This is a genomic window from Enterobacter sp. SA197 (genome assembly GCF_054131575.1).
On sequence record NZ_CP096393.1, the window covers coordinates 111,128 to 135,497 of the forward strand.

Sequence of the window (24,370 nt, forward strand, 5' to 3'; positions counted from 1 at the left end):
AGGTTTCCCATGAAAAAAGGTATTCACCCAAATTACACTGAAATTACTGCTAACTGCTCTTGCGGTAATTCTATCAAAATCCGCTCAACCGTAGGTCACGACCTGAACCTCGACGTATGCGGCCAGTGCCACCCGTTCTACACCGGCAAACAGCGTGATGTTGCTACCGGTGGCCGTGTTGACCGCTTCAACAAGCGTTTCAGCATCCCAGGCAGCAAATAAGTTGCCCGATAAAAAGAGCGCCGAAAGGCGCTTTTTTTGTGCCTGATTTCTGCCTGGTACACCCTCACATCACCGCCTGATCGCCATCTTTCCTCCCCTGTTGCTACGTCATCTCTGGTGATTCGGCACGGCGTTTCTTTTTTTAAGACCTATTGTTTCAGTTGGTGATATGGCGCTTATCAACCTTTGCTTTTTTGCCACGAACCGAAAACCCTGGCAAAATTTAAAAGGTTTGTACATTTACACTAAAATACAATCCCTCGCGTAATGAAACCTTTTTAATCTGTAGCTTTGAATTTCACTTGTTGCGCTGGCCTGGGGATTATCAGCTACATATTTTCTTTTATTAGATTACGTCAAAGAGGAATTTCCATGAAGCTGAAATATGCCTTATTACTGCTTCCTGTATTAGCAGGTGCGGCCCATGCCGGTTATGTGGATTATCGTCACGAGTATTATGATGATGGTCGTAACTACGACCGTGTTTATATGTCCCAACGTTTTGCAAGTGGTTTTGGTGTGGCGGTAGAAGGCATTTCTCGCTCTAATGATACGCAGGCCAAAAAACCACTGAATAATATGGAGTCAAACGGGGTAGAGTATACGGCAAGCTATCAGGCGACCTGGAACAACCTGGTCTGGCAACCCGGCGTGGCGGTTGAAACCGGTGATAACATCGCGATTTATAAACCTTATATTCGTGTTCAATATAATATTAATGAAAACTGGTGGACCGCCTTCCGCTACCGTTATGAGTATGCAAGACGCAATGCCCAGGGGCGTGACGATCGTCATTTAAACCGGCCGGAAGCATGGATTGGATATAATACCGGGAACTGGATGTTTGAATTAAACGGTTTCTATAAATTCGCAGAAAACGAAAATATTTATAATAACTCTAAAACAGATTATGAATATAACTTCCGTGTAGCTTATAAATATGGCTCATGGGTGCCTTTTGCCGAAGTGGGTAATGTTTCCTCCGGCTATAATACTGCCACCACCGATGACCGTCAGACCCGTTACCGTATCGGTCTGGGATACAATTTCTAACCTTCCTCATTTATTTCTGTGTCTGTCTGAACGGCGGCAATATATTTGTCGCCGTTGTTCTGCGCATTCGTAAGAGGACGTCTCGCCCTTACCACCGTAGGCCTTCTATTTACCCGGTTGAGATTTTACTGGCGACAAAGGTGCCGGTGCTTTTGACGCGTTGCAGCTAGTTTTTGTGATATATGTCACAAAATTCTTGCCGGTCGCCTTCATCAGGCTTATGCTTTTCACAACAAACAGGCAATCGAATAACGTGTGAAAGGTGATGACTATGCTGAAAGCGTTCAAAAATGTCGTTGTGTCTTACTTTGTTTCACTGTCAGAAGTTCACCCCGAAGTGACCCGCTTCTGATTCAGACACCGCATAACCTACAAAAAAGGCAGAAGATATCTTCTGCCTTTTTCATATCAGTATTCCCACGTATCGGGGTCAATTCCCAGTTCACGCATGATCACTTTCGCTGCTTCCGGGATTTCGTCGCTGCGCTCTTTACGCAGGTCTTCATCGTTGGGCAGAGGCTGGCCGGTAAAGGCATGCAGGAAGGCCTCACACAGCAGCTCGCTATTGGTGGCATGACGCAGGTTATTGACCTGTCGACGGGTGCGCTCATCGGTGAGGATTTTTAACACCTTCAGAGGAATGGAAACCGTAATTTTTTTTACTTGTTCACTCTTCTTACCGTGCTCAGCGTAGGGGCTGATATATTCGCCGGTCCATTCAGCCATGAGATACCTTTAATCCTCTCAGTCATTAATAGAAGGTCTGAACCTGGACAATGCACAGTGCCCGGACCGTAATCCCGCATAGTTTACCGTAGAGTCACTATCGTGACACGGTGTATCGCGTGACGTTGCTTTACTAAAGCATATAATTTTAACGGCTATTGCGCATTTGCTCAATCTATACGCAAAGAAGTTTAGATGTCCAGATGTATTGACGTCCATTATCCGAGTGTTTACTCTGTGACCTGACTTTTCATCCATTAAGCCAGGAAGCCTTCACCATGACGCGTAAACAGGCCACCATTGCAGTGCGTAGCGGATTGAACGATGACGAGCAGTACGGCTGCGTTGTCCCGCCTATTCATCTCTCCAGCACCTACAACTTCACCGGATTCAACGAACCACGCGCGCATGACTATTCGCGCCGTGGTAACCCTACGCGTGATGTTACCCAGCGTGCGCTGGCAGAGCTGGAAGGCGGAGCCGGCGCAGTGCTGACCAACACCGGCATGTCGGCGATTCATCTGGTGACCACGGTGTACCTGAAACCTGGCGATCTGCTTGTTGCACCGCATGACTGTTATGGCGGCAGCTATCGACTGTTCGATAGTCTGGCAAAACGCGGGTGCTACAACGTTTTATTTGTCGATCAAAACGATGAGCAGGCACTACAGGCAGCGCTGGCGCAAAAACCCAGGCTGGTACTGGTGGAAAGTCCAAGCAACCCATTGTTGCGCGTCGTGGATATTGCGAAAATCTGTCAGCTGGCGCGTGAAGCCGGGGCGGTAAGCGTGGTAGATAACACCTTCCTGAGCCCGGCGTTGCAAAACCCGCTGGCGCTGGGTGCTGACCTGGTACTGCATTCCTGTACGAAGTACCTCAACGGTCACTCTGATGTTGTCGCCGGGGTCGTGATCGCAAAAGACCCGGAACGTGTCACGGAACTGGCATGGTGGGCGAATAATATTGGCGTCACCGCAGGCGCCTTCGACAGTTACCTGCTGCTGCGCGGCCTGCGTACGCTCTCACCACGAATGGAAGCGGCGCAGCGCAACGCCCAGGCGATTGTCGAGTTCCTGAAAACCCAGCCGCTGGTAAAAAAACTGTATCACCCGTCGCTGCCGGAAAATCAGGGTCACGACATTGCCGCTCGTCAGCAAAAAGGCTTTGGGGCAATGTTAAGTTTTGAGCTGGATGGCGATGAGCAAACACTGCGTCGCTTCTTAAGCGGGCTGTCACTCTTTACGCTGGCAGAATCTTTAGGTGGGGTTGAAAGCTTGATCTCCCACGCTGCCACCATGACGCACGCGGGCATGGCGCCGGAAGCACGTGCCGCCGCCGGCATTTCTGAGACGCTGCTGCGTATCTCAACCGGCATTGAAGATGGTGAAGATTTGATTGCCGATCTGGAAAATGGCTTCCGGATCGCAGCTGAGGGATAAACATGAGTGTGAATGCGCAGGCAGGGGCGACGGTTCGCCAGCTGCACAAATTTGGTGGGAGTAGTCTGGCTGATGTGAAGTGTTACCTGCGTGTCGCAGGGATCATGAACGAGTACTCGCAACCTGGCGACATGATGGTCGTCTCGGCGGCGGGCAGCACCACCAACCAGCTGATCAGCTGGCTGAAGTTAAGCCAGACCGACAGGCTCTCTGCGCATCAGGTTCAACAATCATTACGGCGCTATCAGAGTGAGTTGATCGCCGGACTGCTGCCCGCTGACGTGGCGGACGGCCTGACCAGCGATTTTATTCGTGACCTGGAGCGGCTGGCGGGTTTGCTGGATAGCGGAGTAACCGATGCCGTCTATGCCGAAGTGGTGGGGCACGGCGAAATCTGGTCAGCCCGTTTGATGTCTGCCGTGCTTAACCAGCAGGGGATGGAATCCGCCTGGCTTGATGCGCGTGACTTCCTTCGCGCCGAGCGGGCGGCTCAGCCTCAGGTTAACGAAGGTGCCTCCTGGCCACTGTTGCAACAGTTACTGGCGCAACATCCTGGCAAACGTCTGGTAGTCACCGGCTTCATCAGCCGCAACGACGCGGGTGAAACCGTGCTGCTGGGGCGTAACGGTTCTGACTATTCGGCCACCCAGGTCGGCGCGTTGGGCGGCGTGTCTCGCGTCACCATCTGGAGCGATGTGGCCGGGGTGTACAGCGCCGATCCCCGTAAGGTTAAGGATGCCTGTCTGCTGCCGCTGCTGCGTCTGGATGAGGCCAGTGAACTGGCACGTCTCGCCGCACCGGTACTGCATGCCCGCACGTTGCAGCCGGTTTCCGGCAGTAATATCGATTTGCAACTGCGTTGTAGCTACAACCCGGAACAGGGGTCCACGCGTATTGAACGGGTGCTGGCCTCCGGCACCGGCGCGCGTATTGTCACCAGTCATGACGATGTCTGCCTGATTGAGTTTCAGGTTCCCGCGGGGCACGATTTCAAACTGGCGCAAAAAGAGGTCGATCTGATCCTCAAACGCAGCCAGGTGCGCCCGCTGGCGACAGGCGTTCATGCCGACCGCAACCTGCTGCAACTTTGCTACACCTCGGAAGTGGTGGAGAGCGTCTTTAAACTGCTCACTGAAGCGGACTTACCCGGCGACCTGCGTTTGCGCCAGGGGCTGGCGCTGGTCGCGCTGGTGGGAGCCGGTGTCTGCCATAATCCGCTGCATTGCCACCGTTTCTGGCAGCAGCTCAAAGGACAACCGGTGGAGTTTATCACCCAGTCAGAAGAAGGCATCAGTCTGGTCGCGGTACTACGCGTCGGACCAACCGAAAGCCTGATTCAGGGGCTGCATCAGTCTCTGTTCCGGGCGGAAAAACGCATTGGTCTGGTGCTGTTTGGTAAAGGGAATATCGGTTCACGCTGGCTGGAACTCTTTGCTCGCGAACAACGCGCCCTCTCTGCGCGAACGGGTTTTGAATTTGTGCTTGCTGGCGTGGTGGACAGCCGCCGTAGCCTGCTGAACTACGATGGGCTGGACGCCAGTCGTGCGCTGGCTTTCTTTAATGACGATGCGGTTGAGCAGGATGAAGAGTCTCTCTTCCTCTGGATGCGGGCACACCCCTACGATGATCTGGTGGTGCTGGACGTGACCGCCAGTGAGCTGCTTGCCGACCAGTATCTGGATTTTGCCAGCCACGGTTTTCACGTTATTAGCGCCAATAAACTGGCCGGGGCGAGCGACAGCAATAAATACCGTCAGATCCACGACGCCTTTGAAAAAACCGGGCGTCGCTGGCTCTATAACGCCACCGTCGGTGCGGGTCTGCCGGTCAACCACACCGTGCGCGATCTTATCGACAGCGGTGACAGCATTCTGGCCATCAGCGGGATTTTTTCCGGCACGCTCTCCTGGCTGTTCCTGCAATTTGACGGCACCGTGCCGTTCACCGACCTGGTGGATCAGGCCTGGCAGCAGGGTCTGACCGAGCCGGACCCGCGCGTTGACCTTTCTGGTAAAGATGTGATGCGTAAGCTTGTGATCCTCGCCCGTGAAGCGGGTTATGACATCGAGCCGGATCAGGTGCGTGTGGAGTCGCTGGTGCCGGCGCACTGCGAAGAGGGCTCCGTTGATCACTTCTTTGAAAACGGCGATGAGCTGAACGAGCAGATGCTACAGCGTCTGGAGGCGGCGCGCGAAATGGGCCTGGTGCTGCGCTACGTGGCGCGTTTTGACGCTAATGGAAAAGCACGTGTCGGCGTTGAAGCGGTACGCGAAGAGCACCCGCTGGCGGCGCTGCTGCCCTGCGACAACGTTTTTGCCATCGAAAGCCGCTGGTATCGTGATAACCCACTGGTGATTCGCGGGCCGGGTGCCGGGCGCGATGTGACTGCCGGGGCGATTCAATCGGATATTAATCGCCTGGCGCAACTGTTGTAATCCGTATGTTTTCCCTCTCCCGGCGAAAAGCGGAATGCAGGGCCGGTTTTCTCCCTCTCCCCGTGGGAGAGGGCTGGGGTGAGGGCATCATCACGCACTTCCCCCAGCCCATCCTGAACCTTTTTCATCTTCGTTGAATATACCGCACACATAATCGTGATTTTCCGGTTGACGTTCGTCCGCTTTTCCGTCATTTTTACATCCAGACGTCTAAACGGATGGATGTTTATAGCGCAGCAAATAACAACACGCGATTGATGAGGTAAGGTATGAGCTTTTTTCACGCCAACCAGCGAGAAGCCCTGAATCAGAGCCTGGCTGAAGTGCACGGGCAGATTAATGTTTCTTTTGAATTTTTTCCGCCGCGTACCAGTGAAATGGAACAGACCCTCTGGAACTCCATCGATCGTTTGAGCAGCCTTAAGCCGAAGTTTGTCTCCGTGACTTACGGCGCGAACTCCGGTGAACGTGACCGTACCCACAGCATCATTAAAGGGATTAAGGACCGCACCGGTCTGGAAGCCGTGCCGCATTTGACCTGTATTGATGCCTCCCGTGATGAGCTGCGCGCTATCGCCAAAGATTACTGGGACAACGGCATTCGTCACATTGTGGCACTGCGCGGTGATTTACCGCCAGGCAGCGGTAAGCCGGACATGTATGCCGCCGATCTGGTGACGTTACTTAAAGAGGTGGCGGATTTTGATATCTCCGTTGCGGCCTACCCGGAAGTGCACCCGGAAGCGAAAAGCGCGCAGGCGGACCTGCTGAACCTGAAACGCAAAGTGGATGCGGGCGCTAACCGTGCCATTACACAGTTCTTTTTCGACGTCGAGAGCTATTTACGCTTTCGCGACCGCTCCGTGGCGGCGGGTATTGATGTGGAGATAATCCCAGGCATTCTGCCGGTCTCCAACTTTAAACAAGCGAAGAAATTTGCCGACATGACCAACGTGCGTATTCCGGCATGGATGTCACAGATGTTTGCCGGCCTTGATGACGATGCGGAAACCCGCAAGCTGGTGGGCGCCAGCATCGCCATGGACATGGTGAAAATACTTAGTCGTGAAGGGGTGAAGGACTTCCACTTCTATACCCTGAACCGTGCAGAAATGAGCTACGCCATTTGCCACACCCTGGGCGTTCGCCCGGCACTCTGAGTGAACATTCCTGGCCGGATATTTGGCTCATCCGGCCACGCTGAACGCCACGTTGCCAGCGCAGAAAGTGGTGTGCACATCGTAATTATCTTCCAGTACCACAATATCGGCATCATACCCGCGCTGCAGTTTGCCTTTGTGCCCGTCAACGCCGAGCAGTCTCGCCGGATTAAGGGTGCAGGATTTCAGCGCGGCGCCAAAAGGCACCATTGCCCCTTCAACCATATTGTATAGACCGCGATTGAGATGCAGCGTACTGCCGACCAGCACGCCATTCTCCCGACGTGTTGCACCGTCTTCGCCCAGGATCATCGGTTCGCCGCCAAACATATAGCACCCGGGTGGGCAGCCCTTGGATTTCATCGAATCACTGATCATGATGACATCGTTGTCATTTTTCAGTCGGTAGAGGTGAGAAGCGGAAACCAGACTGACAAAAATACCGTCAGCGATCACTTCGCCATAAAGTCCGTCCAGACGAAAAGCGGCCCCGAGCAGCCCCGGTTCGCGGTTCACATACTTCGCCATACCGTTATACACATGGGTGACGTTCTTCGCGCCATTGGCGACGGCATCAAGAACCTGCTCAAAGGACGCGTTTGAGTGCCCCATGTTGACGACTATTCCTTTTTGCGCGCAGTAGCGGGTGAGGGCGAGATCTTTATCCTCTTCCGGCGCAAGGGTAATGGCGATTATCCGGTTCCGGGCCGCTTTCTCAAAGAGGGCAAATTCGGCCACGCTTGCCGGGCGAATCTGATTCTCCGGCTGCGCGCCGCGATACTGCTGGCACAAAAACGGACCTTCAAAATGAATTCCCAGGATCTCCGCACCGCAGTAATCCTCATCCATCACCCGGGAAATATTACCAAGTGCGGCAAGCAGGGTGGCATCCTCGTCCGTCACCGTGGTGGGGCAGAATGCGGTGACACCTTCAGCGGGGAGGTGCTTCGCCCAACGGCGTAATCCCTGCGGATCGTCTTCATTGGTGTCGTAATCCCATCCGCCGTGAGCATGGCTGTCAATCAGGCCAGGGATAATGCGCCGCGTGCCAAAGTCGTGGGTTGCGTTGTCGACAAAACCTGTCGCGATGTGAGTAATACGGCCATCCTCAACGATAATATGTGCCGGGTAAAAACCACCGGAGAGCCAGACGCGCGCGCTTTGGATGATCATTGCATTACCTCGGAGAAGGAATGAGTGAGGCAGCTTCCCGATCGCAAATAATGGTGACATCAGGGTGCAGCAGCAGGAAGGAGGCCGGGAAAAGCGGGTCAATGGTGGCGCATTCGTAGAGTTGCTTCATCACCGGGGCTTTCGATACGCCGTTGGCAATCAGTACGATCTCTTTACTTCTGAGGATGGTCCCCATACCGAGCGTGATGGCCTGACGCGGCACATCTTCGCGACGCGCGAAGAAACGGGCATTCGCCTTAATGGTCTCCTCATTAAGATCGACAACGTGGCACACCGGACTATGCGTGGCGTGAGGTTCGTTAAAGCCAATATGGCCGTCATGACCGATACCCAGTACGGTCAGATCAAAATCGCCATGCGCCTGAATAGTCTGTTCGTAGCGCGCGCACTCGGCGAGAAGATCTGCTGCCAGAACATCCGGAACAAAACGGTTTTCCAGAGGCAGGCTGGCATGCTGATAGAAATAGTGGTCAAGGAACCAGTAATAACTCTGGGGATCCTCTTTTTTCAGCGCAATGTATTCATCAATGTTGAATGAGAATGCGCGGGAAAAATCGAGCTGCTCATCCCGCGCCATGCGGCTCATCTCCTGTAACAGGCCGACCGGCGTGCCGCCCGTAGGCAGCGCCATAACCAGAGCAGGTTTATGCTCCAGCGCTTTTGCGACGCGGTGTGCCGCCAGCCTGCTCATTTCTTGATAGTTTTGTGCAATGGTAAAATTCAGCATGGGTTTTCCTTAACCGCCGACAGTGGTCTTAAGACCTATCTCTTCAGCGTACTCTCTTGTCTGGTCAATCAACTCCCGCTTAAGCGGCGGAAGGTCATTGAGTAAATAGGGCATCCCAAGGCGGTGATACTTGCCGATGCCGTAAATGTGGTATTCGAGGATATCCACCTGCAGCACGGCACTGCCGAGAGTGCGGATAAAATCGAGGCGTTTACGGATGTCTTCCGGTTGATCGTTCTGCGTGGGCACGATCACCATCCGGACCTGCATGGATTTGCCCATCGCCGCGATCGCTCTGGCGTTTTCCAGGATCAAATGGTTATCCACACCGGTGCAGGCAAGGTGGATTTCTGGATCCAGAGCTTTAATGTCGTAAGAAACCAGATCGACCGCGTCTACGAGCGGCAATAGTTTTTCCGAACGAATATTGCCAGCCGTGTCGAGACAGACATGCACGCCCTCCGCTTTCAGCCACTGTACCGTTTCGCGAACAAATTCAGCCTGTAACGCAGGCTCACCGCCGGAAAACGTGACGCCGCCGCCGCTGGTGTCGTAAAAGGTCTTATCCCGCAGCAGCAGATCCGCCAGTTCTCGTGAAGTCATCTCCTTACCCACTTTTTCGTAAGCGTCGTAAGGGCAGATGTCCACCATCTCAAGAAGATTGCTGCACTGCTTGCGGTCAATGTTCACCCCTTCGCCTGGCTTAGCGAAGGTAATGGCTTGATTTGCTGCCGCCTGGACGCAGGAACCGCACTGGCGGCAGCGCTCTTTAAACCAGAAGACGTTGAAACCAGACCTGAGCGTTTCCGGGTTCGCGCACCACAGGCAGCGGAGGTTGCACTGCTGCATAAAAACCGTTGTTCGCAGACCAGGGCCGTCTTTAGTGGAATAGCGTTGAATACGGGATAGCAGGCCTGTTTTCATTGTATGTCCTTATTAATATGTCCAGGCGGTTTACCAGGCCAGTTCTGTACGGGCGATAATCGCGTCCTGCGCTTCCGGCATCAGCGTCGAGAACAGGGCACAATAACCGGCCACGCGGACCATCAGGTTCGGGTAATCTTCCGGATGCGCTTTCGCTGCCCGCAGGATGTTTGAGTCGATGATGTTGAACTGGTTATGGAAGATATTTTTCTCCCGGCTGGCTTCCATAAAGGTGGTGAATTTTTCCAGGTTATCGTCACCCTCCAGCGCGCTTGGGGTGAATTTCATGTTCAGCAGCTGACCGCCGGCGATTTTCTGATTTGGCAGCTTGGCCACGGAGTTGATCACTGCCGTTGGACCTTCTTTGTCTGCGCCAAGGCACGGCGATGCGCCTTCGTTCAGCGGCAGGGTTGCCAGACGACCATCCGGCGTGGCCCCGACGTCAAAACCGTTTGGTACATACGAGGTGATGTTGGAAGTGGACATGGTGTATCCACATCCTTTCGGCCCTTTACCATAGCGATCGGTTTTGTACTTCGGCAGTAACCTCAGATAGGACTCGAACACATCGGCGACAATGTGATCCACATAGTCGATATCGTTGCCGAACTTCGGTGCATTACGGCAAAGTTTGCGCACGCGAGCACCTTCAATACCCTCGAAGTTGCTGTCCAGAGCGTCACGCAGCTGTGTGAGGGTCAGAACTTTGTCATCAAAGACCAGTTTTTTCACCGCAGCGAGACTGTCGCCAACAACGGACGGGCCGATGTTGGAAGAGCTGACGAAATCATATTCTGCACCGCCATTTTTCAGGGTCTTACCACGCGCCAGCGAGCAGTTGATGGTGGCGGAAGCAAAGGCGTCGGCATCGTGATATTTCAGTGCCCGGTCGCAGACCAGATCGCAGTCCACCGCCAGGTCAGAGTAGAACTCCAGCAGCTGGTTCCACGCGGCCCATACTTCCTCATAAGAAGCATAATGGATCTCACGCCCTTCCTGGCCGTTAACTTTGACCAGCTGCACGCCAGTGGCCGGGTCGCAGCCGTTGTTCATCACCAGCTCAAGAATTTTGCCGAAGTTAACGTAGGTCATCCCGGTGGCGCGGTGACCCCAGCGGCCGGGTATGGCGGTTTCCACGCAGCCCATTGAGGCATATTCGCGCGCCACTTCTTCCGTCAGCCCCAGCGTCATCATTGCCGGTATGACCACTTCGTCACAGAAAATGGACGGCATACCGAAACCTTTGCGGATAAGTTTTGCTGCGTCCTGCATCAGCGAATGCGGAGTATCTTTTGAGAAGCGCACGCTGAGGTTTGGCTCCGGCAGGCCGGTCAGCGCCATCGCTTCCAGCGACAGATAGGAGAGGTCATTGGTGCCGTCGGTGCCATCCGGCTTCATACCGCCCACCATCAGGTTGGAATAAAGCGGGTAGCCGCCGCTGTACTGGGTGTGGCCCCACGGACGCACTTTATTGAGGCTATTGGTCATGATGAAGAAGTGGGTCAGGATCTCCAGCGCCTTCTCTTTACTGATTTTACCGGCCTTGATATCCGCGTCGTAAAACGGCCAGACGTACTGGTCAAAACGGCCAAAGGAGAAGGAGTGTCCGTTACTTTCGATCATCATCAACAGATGGGTCAGATAGACGGTTTGGACGGCTTCATAGAAGCTCTGCGCTTTGCCTTCCATCAGATGAGCGAACATGTCGCTCATGGTCAGCAGTTCATCACGGCGTTTGGCGTCGGCGGTTTTTGCAGCTTCGTCTTTCGCAAGAGCAGAGAACCGTTTGCAGTAAGTCAGCGCGGCATTCATGGTGATGATGACGGCCTGATAGAAATCGGTCTGTTCTTCGGTCAGGTCTTTGTCTTCCGCCAGATGCTGTTTCGCGATATCGCGCATCCCGCCGTAGCCCACTTCCAGCACGAAGTCATGATTAGGGATAATGTGTCCGTCGCCGGACATGCTGATGCCGCCTCGGTGCAGCACGCCCTGTTTTTCTGCCAGACGGTTCACCTGCGGCAGGTTAGCCAGCACTTCATCCTGATGGGTTTTTCCCTGCCAGTAATCCTGTAAAACACGCAGACGAGCTTTGGTCTCTTCGCTTACCTGGAAGCTGTCGCCGGTACGTTTATCAAACTCATCCAGTTCATCAATAACCCAGTTAAATGAGTATTCCGGGAAGACCGGCGCGGCAAAGTTGGCGCTGGCCTGGTTGCCGACAATCAGCATCTCCGGTTCGATGTAAATCGTCATCTTTTCCAGAATGTCGGCCAGCGCCTGCGCGCGGCGAAGGACAATCGATTTTCCTTCGGAGCGTCTGAAGGAGTCGGTAATGATTTCGGCACGTTCGGGGCAGATTGTCGCCACGCGGTGGAACATCTGATCCTGTTTTTTAGCGATGCGTGCAAAATCGCAGTCGTTACTGCTGGGTCTGAAGCTGAGTAATCCGTTCATAAATACCCTCACTGATGAAATGGTTTTAGCGCATTTCATGCCTGGGGTGTGTTTTTGTCAATCTTAAAGTGATTCATTTTGTTTCTTTAGTCACAAATAGATCTAAAAAGAACATTTAAAGCGACTAAAAGACACAGGCGCCCGTCTCCGGGCGCGAAGGTTCAGACGGGGCTGTCAGCGAGGATAAGTTCAGCAGGATAGCGGTCAAGAAGGGATAACACGTCGGCAGCAATGCCGTTTTGACTAACAATCACGTCAAAGTCGCCCAGATCTCCATGACCTGCGAGGAAGGTCTGACCGAATTTGCTTTTGTCAGCCAGCAGGATTTTCTCTCGTCCGGCACGGGCCAGCGCCCGCTTTACGTGGGCATCGGTCATTTTTGGCACCGTAAGTTCACCCTGCTCATTGATGCCCTGCGTGCTGAGAAAGACTTTATCGGCGTGCAGTGTCGTAAAAAACTCAGCGGTGCTAAAAGAGACCATCCCCTGGGTGTCGTCTTCATATTCACCAGGTGCCACAATCAGCTTAATGTTGCTGCGCCCTTTAAGCAGGTTTATCACTGGCACCGAGTTGGTAATGACCATGATTTTCTTATCAAAAATGCACTGCGCAAAGGCCAGTGCGGTGGTGCCGCAGTCGATAATAATGGTGTCGCCGTCTTCAACCCGCTCAGCAGCTTTTTGCCCGATCAGGTGTTTATCATCGACCATCTGTACCGATTTGAGCTGAAAACTGGGTTCCACGCTGGCACCGCTCGTCAGGTAGGCACCGCCGTAGCTGGTTTTCACGATGCCCTGCTTTTCAAAGAAGGAGAGGTCACGGCGGATAGTCATTTTGGTGACGCCAAACTTTTCCGCAAGGTCATTAACCACAACCTTCTTTTCCTGCTGCAGAATGGCATAGATACCCATTCTTCTGTCTGATGATTGCATGAAGAGGATTCACAAAAGGGAAAAACGCACTATAAAGCACATAAATTACCCTGACAATATGGCGTGAAAGGAACATAAAGAAACACTCCCGGACGGCTGAGATATCCCCGGTAATATGACGTTTTGCAGCGATAACATTGCGCAATAAGAATAAAACCGTCACCGCGATGACTGGGTCCGGCTGAAAATCGGCGACGCGTATCCGCCCGTCCCCGATAAGCCCGAAGGATTAAGCTGACAACATTGCCGGGAGCAATGTTGAATAGCGCCTGCGCCAGCCCTGAAAGAGTGAGCCCCGGGGATGGGGCGTATAATTGACCGCGCCGCGGCGATTTTCCTGGCCGGGAGCCCGGGTCGCCAGGGCGGTGGCGGTGAACCGCCCTGGCACGTTCACGAGTTCTGGCGTGACAGAAAAGCAAGGGACATATGGTGAACGGAATGCCCCTCAGAGGCGATGTTTCCCCTCACCCCAAAGGGGCGAGGGGACCAATCGTGCTCGCATTGTTTTCTGGGGATCCCTCAGCCCGGACGGAGCCGGGAGTATGTAGCGCTTATTCCCACTCTGCCAGGAAGCGCTGACCATACTGATCAGCAACCAGCAGCGCGGCATAAACCTGATCCGGGGTCGCACCACCCGGCATGTTATGGATGGTTTCCCCTTCGGCGCAGGCCGCTTCTGCCACGATGCGCATTTTGGCGTGGACATCCTCAGTGATATCCAGTTGCGCGAGGGTGACAGGCAAACCAACGGTATGGCAAAGCGCGGCGACGGTTTCAATCTCTTCCACAGCCGCGTTTTCCAGTACCAGTTGCGTGAGGGTGCCGAAAGCGACTTTCTCACCGTGATAGTAATGGTGCGCATCCGCAATCGCCGTCAGACCGTTGTGAATCGCATGTGCTGCCGCCAGCCCGCCGCTTTCAAAACCGACGCCGCTCAGGAAGGTATTCGCTTCCACCACCCGTTCCAGCGCAGGCGTGACCACATGCTGCCCGGCGGCGAGCATTGCTTTTTCGCCTTCATTGATCAGCGTGTTATAGCAAAGTTCCGCGAGTGCTAATGCCGCCTGAGTACACTGGCCACCGGCCATAGTAGTCGCACCGCTGCGGGAACAGGCGCGGGCTTCAAACCAGGTTGCCAGTGCATCACCGATACCCGCCGCCAGTAAGCGCGCCGGTGCGCCTGCCACGATTTTAGTGTCGACAATCACGCAGTCCGGGTTGTTCGGCAGCATCAGGTAACGTTCAAACTCGCCTTCATCGCTGTAGATGACCGACAGCGCGCTGCACGGTGCATCCGTGGAGGCGATGGTTGGTGCGACTGCTACCGGTACATTCATAAAATGGGCCAGCGCTTTTGCGGTATCAAGGGTTTTGCCGCCACCAATGCCGAGCACGGCACCGCATTTTGCGCTTTCTGCAATATTACGCAGACGATCGATCTCATTTTGTGAACATTCGCCGCCGAAAGGCACCACTTCACAGGCGAGCCCGGCATCGGCCAGGCTGTTTTGCAGCGCTTCCTGAGCGAAACCTAAAACAAATTTGTCACCCACCACCAGCCAGCGTGCCGCCAGTGGTTTGAGGTACTCGCCGAGACGGGTGATAACGTCTGCACCCTGAATATATTTACCTGGGGATTGAATAATGCGGTCCATACATTTCCTCCATGCGGGCTACTCAGGCCGCGGAGCACGGCCCTGTCGCCGGGTTACAGGTTGAGATTGCCAAAAGCGTGGTTCCAGTCCTGTTCAAATTTCTCCACTGCTGATTCTACGGCGGGAGTATTGAGCATTTGTTGCGCTACATCTAAGGGCAGGGTGATAGCTTCACAGCCTGCCAGCAGGCAGTCCAGCGCCTGGCGGGGCGTTTTGAAGCTGGCCGCCAGCACTTTACTGCCGGGTGCGTGTTGCTCCAGCAGGCTTTGCAGCTCCTGCACGGTGCGAATGCCGTCTCCGCCCTGGGCATCGACGCGGTTTACGTAAGGAGCGACATATTTTGCACCTGCCAGCGCGGCAAGCAGCCCTTGGGATGCGCTGTAGACAGCGGTGCCGAGCGTTGGAATACCTTCTCTCTTCAGAAGCTTAATGGCCGCCAGACCTTCAAAGGTGACCGGGATTTTCACGACAATGCCAGGCACGGCGTGGCTCAGGCGTTTTGCCTCAGACACCATGCCTTCTGCGTCACGGCTCATCACCTGTGCAAACAGCGTACCTTCCGGGCCGAGGGCTTTTTGCAGGCGCGGTAATACGTCCCAGATGGACGCTTTACCTGCCGCAATAATGCTCGGATTGGTAGTGACACCCGCCAGCGGGTAGATACGCGCCAGGCGTTCAACTTCTTCCACATTGGCCGTGTCCAGATACAGTTCCATGATAGCTCCTCTTAATTTCCCAATAATGTCTCTCTTCAGAATACGTGGGGAACGGGAGAAGGCGCTACGCGACATTTCTGCCAAAAACTGGACAAATGTAATATCCGAATGAAAGCATGATCTGCATCATGTTTACCTGCCATGAAGTTATCAAGCGGCTGATAAGGTGAGATTTAACGAATAGCAAGCAATAGTGATATTACAAAAATCCAGTAAAGCGCAGGTTAAGACGCCCGCTCAGGCGGCGCGCTACTGCGGTTTTTTCCCGGTCAACTGGCTGTGATAGTGCCGACGATATTCTGACGGGGAGCGCTCGGTGTGTTTGCGAAACAGGCGGCAGAAATAGTTGCTGTCCACAAAGCCGCAGGTGTGCGCGACCTCTTTTACTTTCAGGTCATAACCCTTAAGCAGGGCTTTGGCGTGTTCGAGGCGTGTGTGGGTAAGATACTCATTAAAGCCAATCGCGCCCGTTTTCTGAAACAGGTGGGAGAGGTAGTTAGGGGAGATATAAAAGAATTGCGCCACCGATTCGCGGGTCAGCGGCATGGCATAATGTTCGTCGATATAGTCGCGAATGGCTTCGAAAAGGGCCTGACTTTTGGAGGCGGTCTGAATTTGACTGCCGAGGAGATCGCTGCAATGGCTCAACAGGCTGGCAACGATTAAACGGGCGGTTTGCTGCTCCTTTGGTTGCATCTGCATTTCGTGGAGCGTCTGTAAGAGGAAGGAGCCGATACGCGGCCCACGGCGAGCAACATGCTGTTTCGTTAGAGTATGAAGCGCGCTCCCATCCCAGCGCGTCACGCTGAATCCCAGTTGCTGTTTGCCAAAGAGGATGCTCAAGGTGGTCACAGGTGTTGACCACTGCGGAAAGTTCCAGCCGCCTGCTGGCACATACAATACATCCTGCTCAACCATCACAGACGTGTCGCCGGCAATCCCCCGATCATTCAGCTTGCCTTCCAGCACAATTTCCAGCCGGGGGAAGTCCACCTGAAATGCCTGGTCGGGAATAGCGCTGCCTGCGCCTGCAAAACAGATATGGCGCAGGGGATAGGGGCCGCTAATCAGGCGAGAGAGAAGGTGGCTGACGTCGTCATTCATGATTTACTTTCCCGGGGACGCGAACCGCATAACCTTAACGGGCGGCATAAAAAAAGGCCACACCAGGTGTGGCCTTTTGCGCAGTGTAGTGAGGATTAGCCCGTATTACGCATACCCGCGGCGACACCGGCAATAGTGACCATCAGCGCCTGCTCGACGCAGCGATCCGGCTCTTTACCTTCTTCTTCCGCTTTACGCGAGCGGTGCAGCAACTCGGCCTGCAAAACGTTCAGCGGGTCGGTATAGATGTTACGCAGCTGAATAGACTCGGCGATCCACGGCAGGTCAGCCATCAGATGCGAATCGTTGGCGATAGCCAGCACCACGTTGATATCTGCCTCAAGCAGCTTACGCAGTTCGGCACCCAGCGCCCAAAGTTCAGGGGAAACCAGGCGCTGATCGTAATACTCAGCCAGCCACAGGTCGGCTTTGGAGAAGACCATTTCCAGCATACCCAGACGGGTAGAGAAGAACGGCCAGTCACGGCACATGGCTTCCAGTTCGCTCTGTTTGCCATCTTCCACCACTTTTTGCAGCGCGGCGCCCGCACCCAGCCAGGCCGGAAGCATCAGGCGGTTCTGCGTCCAGGCGAAGATCCACGGGATTGCCCGCAGGGACTCTACGCCACCGGTCGGGCGACGTTTCGCCGGACGGGAGCCAAGCGGCAATTTACCCAGTTCCTGTTCAGGCGTTGCCGAGCGGAAGTACGGCACGAAATGTTTGTTTTCACGCACATAGCCGCGGTACATATCGCAGGAGATGTCAGACAGCTCATCCATGATATGGCGCCAGTCATCTTTCGGCTCCGGCGGCGGCAGCAGGTTCGCTTCCAGAATGGCACTGGTATAAAGCGTCAGGCTGCTGATGGTGATCTCCGGCAGACCATACTTGAAGCGAATCATTTCGCCCTGTTCGGTCACGCGCAGGCCCCCTTTCAGGCTACCCGGCGGTTGGGAGAGCAGTGCTGCGTGAGCAGGCGCACCGCCACGGCCAATCGAGCCGCCGCGACCGTGGAACAGCGTCAGTTCGATGCCCGCTTTTTCGCAGGTTTTGATCAGCGCGTCCTGCGCCTGATACTGCGCCCATGAGGCCGCCATCACGCCCGCATCTTTTGCGGAGTCAGAGTAGCCAATCATGACCATCTGCTTGCCCTGAATGAAGCCGCGATACCAGTCGATGTTCAGCAACTGAGTCATGACATCATCGGCGTTGTTCAGGTCGTCGAGGGTTTCGAACAGCGGTGCGACCGGCAGCGCAAAACCAATACCCGCTTCTTTGAGCAGCAGATGTACGGCCAGCACGTCGGACGGCGTTTTCGCCATCGAAATAACATAAGCGGCCACGGAACCACGTGGTGCCTCGACGATAACTTTGCAGGTGTCGAGCACTTCGCGGGTCTCTTCGCTCGGCTCCCACTGGCGCGGCAGCAGAGGACGTTTGGAGTTCAGTTCACGGATCAGGAACGCTTGTTTGTCCGCTTCCGACCAGCTTTCATAGTCACCGATGCCGAGGTAACGGGTCAGTTCACCCAGCGCTTCAGTATGGCGGGTGCTCTCCTGACGCACATCAATGCGTACCAGCGGCACGCCAAAACATTTGACGCGGCGCAGGGTGTCGAGCAGTTCGCCGTTGGCGATGATGCCCATACCACAGGCCTGCAGCGATTTATAACAGGCGTAAAGCGGTTCCCAAAGCTGCTCATTCTGCGTCAGCAGACCAGCCGGTTTCGGCAGTTTTTGCCCTTTCAGACGGGCTTCCAGCCAGGCCTGGGTTGCCATTAACTGACTGCGAAGCTTCTTCATCAGGTAGCGGTATGGTTCCTGCGCCCCTTCGGCACCGGCCAGATCGCGCAGTTCATCAGTACACTCGACCATAGAGAGCTCGGAGATCAGCACCTGAATATCTTTCAGGAAGAGATCGGTCGCTTTCCAGCGGCTCAGCAGCAGAACGTGGCGTGTAATATCCGCGGTCACGTTCGGGTTGCCGTCACGGTCGCCGCCCATCCAGGAGGTGAAGCGGACCGGCACAAAATCGACTGGCAGTCTGTAACCGAGATTCTCTTCCAGCTGTTCGTTCAGTTCACGAAGGTAGTTGGGCACGCCTTCCCACAGACTGTTTTCCACCACGGCAAAGCCCCATTTGGCTTCATCAACCGGGCTGGGGCGGTGCTTACGGATTTCGTCGGTGTGCCAGGACTGCGCAATCAGCTGGCGCAAGCGGCGCATCAGCTGGTTACGCTCGTAATCAACAATATCTTTGTTATCCAGCTGTTTTAAGCAGGTGTTCACTTCCACCATTTTGTGGATCAGCGTACGGCGGGTGATCTCTGTCGGGTGAGCGGTCAGCACCAACTCCAGCGACAGCGACTCCACCGCTTTTTTAATGGTCGCTTCGTTGAGATCGGGTTGGTCTTTCAGTTTACGCAGCGTACGAGCAATCACTTCCGGGTTGTTTGCGGCTTCGCCTTTTGGCGAAATGCTGTGGTACTGCTCAGCGGTATTGGCAAGATTCAGAAACTGGCTGAAGGCACGAGCGACCGGCAGCAGTTCATCATTGGACAGGTTTTGCAGCGTATTGAGCAGCTCCTGACGGTTGGCCTCATTACCCGCGCGTGAAGATTTGGACAGCTTACGGATTGTTTCGACCCTATCAAGAATGTTCTCTCCCAGCGCATCCTTGATGGTATCTCCCAGCAGCTTGCCGAGCATACTGACATTACTACGCAAAGCGGAATATTGTTCGTTCATGTTAACCCAGACACCCCATCTCATTTTATTTTGTTATACCCACCGCCCTGCAACGTGAAACGGATAGATATCAGACACCGCCTTTTATAAAGCCACGTAAAATCCACGGCGTCAATTGCGGCGAAATCGGTTCAGCAAACGAATAAATGGCGTGAATTTACGAAATTTAATTCGCTTTGCGGCTGATAAGCGTTGCTTATGAAAATGTGAACAACGTCACTGCGATTTCACCTCACCCTGGCAGGGTGAGATGAGGTAAATCAGTGCCAGCAGAAGTGATGCACCACCTGGGTTATCAGCTCGCGGGTGGGCTTAATAAAGCGCGTCTCAAGATATTCATCAGGCTGATGTGCCTGATTAATGGAACCAGGACCTAACACCAACGTGGGGCAAAGGGTCTGGATGAAAGGCGCTTCGGTGCAGTAGTTCACCACTTCTGTCTCCATGCCCAGCAGTTTTTCCACCACTTCCACCAGTTGGTGATCGGGCGGGCATTCGTAGCCTGGAATCGGCGGGTGCAGTTCGGTGACGGTAAGACGACCCGGCCAGCGGCTGCTTACCGGCTCCAGGGCCTCAGCAAGCAGCCCGTTGAGATCGTTAAGGGTCATTCCCGGCAGCGGACGAATATCCATGTGCAGCTCGCAGCAGGCACAGATGCGGTTAGAGGCATCGCCACCGTTAATGCTGCCGAGGTTCAGCGTCGGGTAGGGGACGGTAAAGGCATCGTAGTGATAACGCGTTTTCAGGTTATCGCGCAGATGCAGGATATGGCCGATGGCGTCGTGCATCAGCTCTATGGCGTTTACGCCCCGTGCCGGATCGCTGGAGTGGCCCGATTGCCCAAGAATGCGGATCGCGCTTGAGATGTGACCTTTGTGGGCGCGCACCGGCTGCAGGGAGGTTGGCTCGCCAATGATGGCGCAGTCCGGGCGCAGCTGCGTGTTTTCGGCGAAGTAGCGTGCGCCTGCCATACTGGTCTCTTCGTCGGCAGTGGCCAGTACGTAGAGCGGCTTTTTCAGCGTCGTCACATCAATATCACGCAGGGCATCCAGGATGAAGGCGAAGAAGCCTTTCATATCCGCCGTCCCCAGCCCGTAGAGTTTGTTGTCGTGCTCGGTCAGCGTGAAGGGATCGCGCGTCCAGCGACCGTCATCAAAGGGGACGGTATCGGTGTGACCGGTTAACAGGAGGCCACCCGCCCCCTCACCAATGCTGGCTAACAGATTAAACTTATTGCGCGTGCCGGGAACGGGCTGAACTTCCACCTTGAACCCGAGGTCGCCAAACCATCCTGCCAGCAGATTGATTAAAGAAGCATTGCTTTGATCAAGGGCTTCTTCCGTTGCGCTGATGGACGGCGTGCCAATCAGGGCGCGGTAAATCTCGATAAATGGCGGCAAATTCATTTTCATTGTTGACATACCTGAGTTCGTGATAGTATCAATATTCATGCATTAATAGTGAATAAAAATACATTAATGTTGAGCGTAAAGGAACCCATTCGGCGCCTTTACAGAGCGACGTGGGATTGATGTCGAATCACTCCCTGGCAAACTTGACGCACTAAGAAGGTAGACTGCCCCGATGTTGAACACATTAATTGTGGGTGCCAGCGGATATGCCGGCGCAGAGCTAGTGACCTATGTAAATCGCCATCCTCATATGAACATAACCGCTTTGACGGTTTCAGCGCAAAGCAATGATGCAGGAAAATTGGTCTCCGATTTACATCCGCAGTTGAAAGGCATTGTTGATCTGCCGTTGCAGCCAATGTCCGACATCAACGAGTTCGTTGAAGGCGTTGACGTGGTGTTTCTGGCGACCGCGCACGAAGTGAGTCACGACCTGGCACCACAATTTCTTGCCGCTGGCTGCGTGGTGTTTGACCTCTCCGGTGCGTTCCGTGTTAACGACCCCGCGTTTTATGAAAAATTCTACGGCTTCACGCATCAGCACCCTGACCTGCTGGCGCAGGCGGTCTACGGGCTGGCGGAGTGGAGCACTGATGCGCTGAAAGCGGCGAATCTCATCGCGGTGCCGGGCTGTTACCCAACCGCAGCGCAACTCTCTCTTAAACCGCTGATTGATGCCGGCGTGCTGGATCTCAACCAGTGGCCGGTGATTAACGCAACCAGCGGTGTGAGCGGCGCAGGGCGCAAAGCGGCAGTCTCTAATAGCTTCTGTGAGGTCAGCCTGCAGCCTTATGGCGTGTTTAACCATCGCCATCATCCGGAAATCACCACCCACCTCGGCGCACCGGTGATTTTCACCCCGCATCTGGGTAATTTCGCCCGTGGCATTCTGGAAACCATCACCTGCCGCCTGAAGCCTGGCGTGACGCACGGGCAGATTGCAGAGATTTACCAGAAGGCCTACCGCAATAAGCCACTGGTGCGCCTGTATGAAAAAGGCGTGCCGGCGCTGAAAAACGTAGTGGGTCTGCCCTTCTGCGATATCGGCTTTGCGGTACAGGATGAGCACCTGATTGTGGTCGCGACCGAAGATAATCTTCTGAAGGGGGCGGCGGCTCAGGCTATGCAGTGTGCAAATATTCGTTTCGGCTATGCTGAAACCCAGTCTCTTATCTAATTGAGTGCAGGCGTGATGATGAACCCATTAATTATTAAACTCGGTGGCGTACTGCTGGATAGTGAAGAAGCGCTGGAGCGTCTGTTTACCGCGCTGGTGAATTACCGTGAATCCCATGAACGTCCGCTGGTGATTGTGCATGGCGGTGGCTGTGTGGTGGATGAGCTGATGAAAAAGCTCAGTTTACCGGTGACCAAGAAAAACGGTCTGCGCGTCACCCCTGCCGATCAAATCGACATTATTACCGGCGCCCTGGCGGGCACGGCCAACAAAACCCTGCTGGCCTGGGCGAAGAAACACAAGATTGCCTCTGTTGGCCTGTTCCTTGGCGACGGAGACAGCGTGAAAGTCACCGAGCTGGATAAAGAACTGGGCCATGTGGGTCAGGCGCTGCCCGGCTCGCCGAAGCTGGTGAATTCCCTGCTGGAAGGCGGCTTCCTGCCGGTTATCAGCTCGATTGGCGTGACCGACGATGGCCGCCTGATGAACGTCAATGCCGATCAGGCAGCGACGGCGCTGGCAGCAACGCTGGGAGCAGATTTGATTCTCCTTTCAGATGTGAGCGGGATTCTGGATGGCAAAGGCCAGCGTATCGCCGAAATGACGGCGGCCAAAGCAGAACAGCTTATTGCGCAGGGCATTATCACCGACGGCATGATTGTGAAGGTGAATGCGGCGCTGGATGCTGCGCGCGCCCTGAACCGCCCGGTGGATATCGCCTCCTGGCGTCATGCAGAGCAACTGCCTGCGCTGTTTAACGGCACGCCGATTGGCACGCGTATTCTCGCGTAAGCACAAGCAACCGAATCTTAAGGCCGGACAGGCGCAGCGCCATCCGGCATAAATATCAGAACGAAACGAATTTAAGGAAGCATGTTATGGCACTTTGGGGTGGGCGTTTTTCACAGGCAGCAGATCAACGGTTCAAACAGTTCAATGACTCTTTGCGCTTTGACTATCGCCTGGCGGAGCAGGATATCGTTGGCTCTGTGGCCTGGTCCAAAGCGCTGGTCACCGTGGGCGTGCTGAGCAGTGAAGAGCAGGCTCAGCTGGAAGGCGCGCTGAACGTTCTGTTAGAGGAAGTGCAGGCGAACCCACAGCAGATCCTCGAAAGCGATGCGGAAGACATCCATAGCTGGGTGGAAGGCAAGCTTATCGATAAAGTGGGTCAGCTGGGTAAAAAGCTGCACACCGGGCGTAGTCGTAATGACCAGGTGGCGACCGATCTCAAACTGTGGTGCAAGGATACAGTAGCAGAGCTGCTTGCCGCCTGCCGTCAGCTGCAAAGCGCGCTGGTGGAAACCGCAGAAAATAACCAGGACGCGGTGATGCCAGGTTACACCCACCTGCAACGTGCCCAGCCGGTAACCTTTGCCCACTGGTGCCTGGCCTACGTTGAGATGCTGGCGCGTGACGAAAGCCGTTTGCAGGACACGCTTAAGCGTCTGGATGTCAGCCCGCTGGGTTGTGGCGCGCTGGCGGGGACCGCTTATGAGATCGATCGTGAGCAACTCGCCGGTTGGCTGGGCTTTAGCTGCGCGACCCGTAACAGTCTGGATACCGTTTCTGACCGTGACCATGTGCTGGAGCTGCTCTCTGATGCTTCAATTAGCATGGTGCATCTGTCTCGTTTTGCCGAAGACCTGATTTTCTTTAACACTGGCGAAGCCGGATTTGTAGAGCTGTCCGATCGTGTAACGTCGGGCTCCTCGCTGATGCCGCAAAAGAAAAACCCGGATGCGCTTGAGCTTATCCGTGGTAAATGTGGCCGTGTGCAGGGGGCATTGACCGGCATGATGATGACCCTCAAAGGTCTGCCGCTGGCCTACAACAAAGACATGCAGGAAGACAAAGAAGGGCTGTTCGATGCGCTAGACACCTGGCTGGACTGCCTGCACATGGCGGCGCTGGTGCTGGATGGCATTCAGGTGAAGCGTCCGCGTTGCCAGGAAGCGGCGCAGCAGGGCTATGCTAATGCCACTGAGCTGGCGGATTATCTGGTCGCTAAAGGTGTGCCGTTCCGTGAAGCGCACCATATTGTGGGCGAAGCGGTGGTAGACGCTATCCGGCAGGGTAAGCCGCTGGAAGATCTGCCGCTGGCCGACCTGCAGAAATTCAGCGCCGTCATTGCCGAAGATGTCTATCCGATTCTGTCGCTGCAATCCTGTCTGGATAAGCGTGCCGCCAAAGGCGGAGTATCCCCGCAGCAGGTCGCGCAGGCGATTGCGGATGCGAAAAATCGTTTAGTTTGATCCCCTGCGGGCTGATGCCCTCACTCCAGCCCGCTCCCATA

Annotated in this window: 19 protein-coding genes; 8 read left to right on the forward strand and 11 right to left on the reverse strand. The window is 54.7% G+C overall.

What is annotated here, in order from left to right; all coding sequences use genetic code 11:
* The first annotated feature begins 9 nt into the window (after window positions 1-9).
* The gene (gene rpmE, locus M1D91_RS00530) at window positions 10-222 is read left to right on the forward strand and encodes a 50S ribosomal protein L31 (RefSeq protein ID WP_437432262.1); all 213 of its coding nucleotides are present in this window, start codon (window positions 10-12) and stop codon (window positions 220-222) included.
* 372 nt (window positions 223-594) lie between these two features.
* Window positions 595-1,275 carry an oligogalacturonate-specific porin KdgM family protein gene (locus tag M1D91_RS00535; protein WP_437432263.1) on the forward strand — a complete coding sequence of 227 codons (681 nt, stop codon included), beginning with the start codon at window positions 595-597 and terminating at the stop codon, window positions 1,273-1,275.
* A 408-nt stretch (window positions 1,276-1,683) separates the two neighbouring features.
* Here the strand turns inward: M1D91_RS00535 and metJ are convergent, their stop codons facing one another.
* On the reverse strand, window positions 1,684-2,001 hold the full coding sequence (gene metJ / locus M1D91_RS00540) for a met regulon transcriptional regulator MetJ (RefSeq protein ID WP_437432264.1): 318 nt from the start codon (window positions 1,999-2,001) through the stop codon (window positions 1,684-1,686).
* Window positions 2,002-2,279: 278 nt separating this feature from the next.
* On the opposite strand from metJ, the gene metB reads away from it, so the two are divergent.
* The 3 genes from metB to metF all read left to right on the forward strand — a co-directional run bounded on the left by metB (window position 2,280) and on the right by metF (window position 7,035).
* Window positions 2,280-3,440: a cystathionine gamma-synthase gene (gene metB / locus M1D91_RS00545; protein WP_437432265.1), complete on the forward strand. Its 1,161-nt coding sequence runs from the start codon at window positions 2,280-2,282 to the stop codon at window positions 3,438-3,440.
* A gap of 2 nt (window positions 3,441-3,442) precedes the next feature.
* The gene (locus M1D91_RS00550; RefSeq protein ID WP_437432266.1) at window positions 3,443-5,875 is read left to right on the forward strand and encodes a bifunctional aspartate kinase/homoserine dehydrogenase II; all 2,433 of its coding nucleotides are present in this window, start codon (window positions 3,443-3,445) and stop codon (window positions 5,873-5,875) included.
* A 269-nt stretch (window positions 5,876-6,144) separates the two neighbouring features.
* Window positions 6,145-7,035 (forward strand): methylenetetrahydrofolate reductase, encoded by an 891-nt coding sequence (gene metF / locus M1D91_RS00555; RefSeq protein ID WP_437432267.1) that lies wholly within the window; start codon window positions 6,145-6,147, stop codon window positions 7,033-7,035.
* Window positions 7,036-7,062: 27 nt separating this feature from the next.
* Here the strand turns inward: metF and nagA are convergent, their stop codons facing one another.
* The 10 genes from nagA to argE form a co-directional block, all read right to left on the reverse strand.
* Complete coding sequence (gene nagA, locus M1D91_RS00560) at window positions 7,063-8,208, reverse strand: N-acetylglucosamine-6-phosphate deacetylase (RefSeq protein ID WP_437432268.1); 1,146 nt, start codon at window positions 8,206-8,208, stop codon at window positions 7,063-7,065.
* Between the two features lie 4 nt (window positions 8,209-8,212).
* Window positions 8,213-8,956: a glucosamine-6-phosphate deaminase gene (gene nagB / locus M1D91_RS00565; RefSeq protein WP_437432269.1), complete on the reverse strand. Its 744-nt coding sequence runs from the start codon at window positions 8,954-8,956 to the stop codon at window positions 8,213-8,215.
* Window positions 8,957-8,965: 9 nt separating this feature from the next.
* On the reverse strand, window positions 8,966-9,880 hold the full coding sequence (locus tag M1D91_RS00570) for a glycyl-radical enzyme activating protein (RefSeq protein ID WP_437432270.1): 915 nt from the start codon (window positions 9,878-9,880) through the stop codon (window positions 8,966-8,968).
* A gap of 30 nt (window positions 9,881-9,910) precedes the next feature.
* Entirely contained in the window at window positions 9,911-12,334 is a 2,424-nt protein-coding gene (locus M1D91_RS00575) for a glycyl radical protein (protein WP_437432271.1), read from the reverse strand.
* Between the two features lie 161 nt (window positions 12,335-12,495).
* Window positions 12,496-13,245, reverse strand: coding sequence for a DeoR/GlpR family DNA-binding transcription regulator (locus M1D91_RS00580; RefSeq protein WP_437432290.1), 750 nt, complete (start codon window positions 13,243-13,245; stop codon window positions 12,496-12,498).
* Window positions 13,246-13,817: 572 nt separating this feature from the next.
* On the reverse strand, window positions 13,818-14,921 hold the full coding sequence (gldA, locus tag M1D91_RS00585; protein ID WP_437432272.1) for a bifunctional L-1,2-propanediol dehydrogenase/glycerol dehydrogenase: 1,104 nt from the start codon (window positions 14,919-14,921) through the stop codon (window positions 13,818-13,820).
* Between the two features lie 53 nt (window positions 14,922-14,974).
* On the reverse strand, window positions 14,975-15,637 hold the full coding sequence (fsa, locus tag M1D91_RS00590) for a fructose-6-phosphate aldolase (RefSeq protein ID WP_437432273.1): 663 nt from the start codon (window positions 15,635-15,637) through the stop codon (window positions 14,975-14,977).
* A 249-nt stretch (window positions 15,638-15,886) separates the two neighbouring features.
* Complete coding sequence (locus M1D91_RS00595) at window positions 15,887-16,741, reverse strand: helix-turn-helix transcriptional regulator (protein WP_437432274.1); 855 nt, start codon at window positions 16,739-16,741, stop codon at window positions 15,887-15,889.
* A 95-nt stretch (window positions 16,742-16,836) separates the two neighbouring features.
* Complete coding sequence (gene ppc / locus M1D91_RS00600; RefSeq protein WP_437432275.1) at window positions 16,837-19,488, reverse strand: phosphoenolpyruvate carboxylase; 2,652 nt, start codon at window positions 19,486-19,488, stop codon at window positions 16,837-16,839.
* 260 nt (window positions 19,489-19,748) lie between these two features.
* Window positions 19,749-20,900 carry an acetylornithine deacetylase gene (gene argE / locus M1D91_RS00605; protein ID WP_437432276.1) on the reverse strand — a complete coding sequence of 384 codons (1,152 nt, stop codon included), beginning with the start codon at window positions 20,898-20,900 and terminating at the stop codon, window positions 19,749-19,751.
* Window positions 20,901-21,072: 172 nt separating this feature from the next.
* Here argE and argC point away from each other — a divergent pair, with 172 nt between their 5' ends.
* The 3 genes from argC (at window position 21,073) to argH (ending at window position 24,329) form a co-directional block, all read left to right on the forward strand.
* Complete coding sequence (gene argC / locus M1D91_RS00610) at window positions 21,073-22,077, forward strand: N-acetyl-gamma-glutamyl-phosphate reductase (RefSeq protein ID WP_437432277.1); 1,005 nt, start codon at window positions 21,073-21,075, stop codon at window positions 22,075-22,077.
* A gap of 15 nt (window positions 22,078-22,092) precedes the next feature.
* Complete coding sequence (gene argB / locus M1D91_RS00615; RefSeq protein ID WP_437432278.1) at window positions 22,093-22,869, forward strand: acetylglutamate kinase; 777 nt, start codon at window positions 22,093-22,095, stop codon at window positions 22,867-22,869.
* A gap of 86 nt (window positions 22,870-22,955) precedes the next feature.
* Window positions 22,956-24,329 carry an argininosuccinate lyase gene (argH, locus tag M1D91_RS00620; protein WP_437432279.1) on the forward strand — a complete coding sequence of 458 codons (1,374 nt, stop codon included), beginning with the start codon at window positions 22,956-22,958 and terminating at the stop codon, window positions 24,327-24,329.
* The last annotated feature ends 41 nt before the right edge of the window (window positions 24,330-24,370 follow it).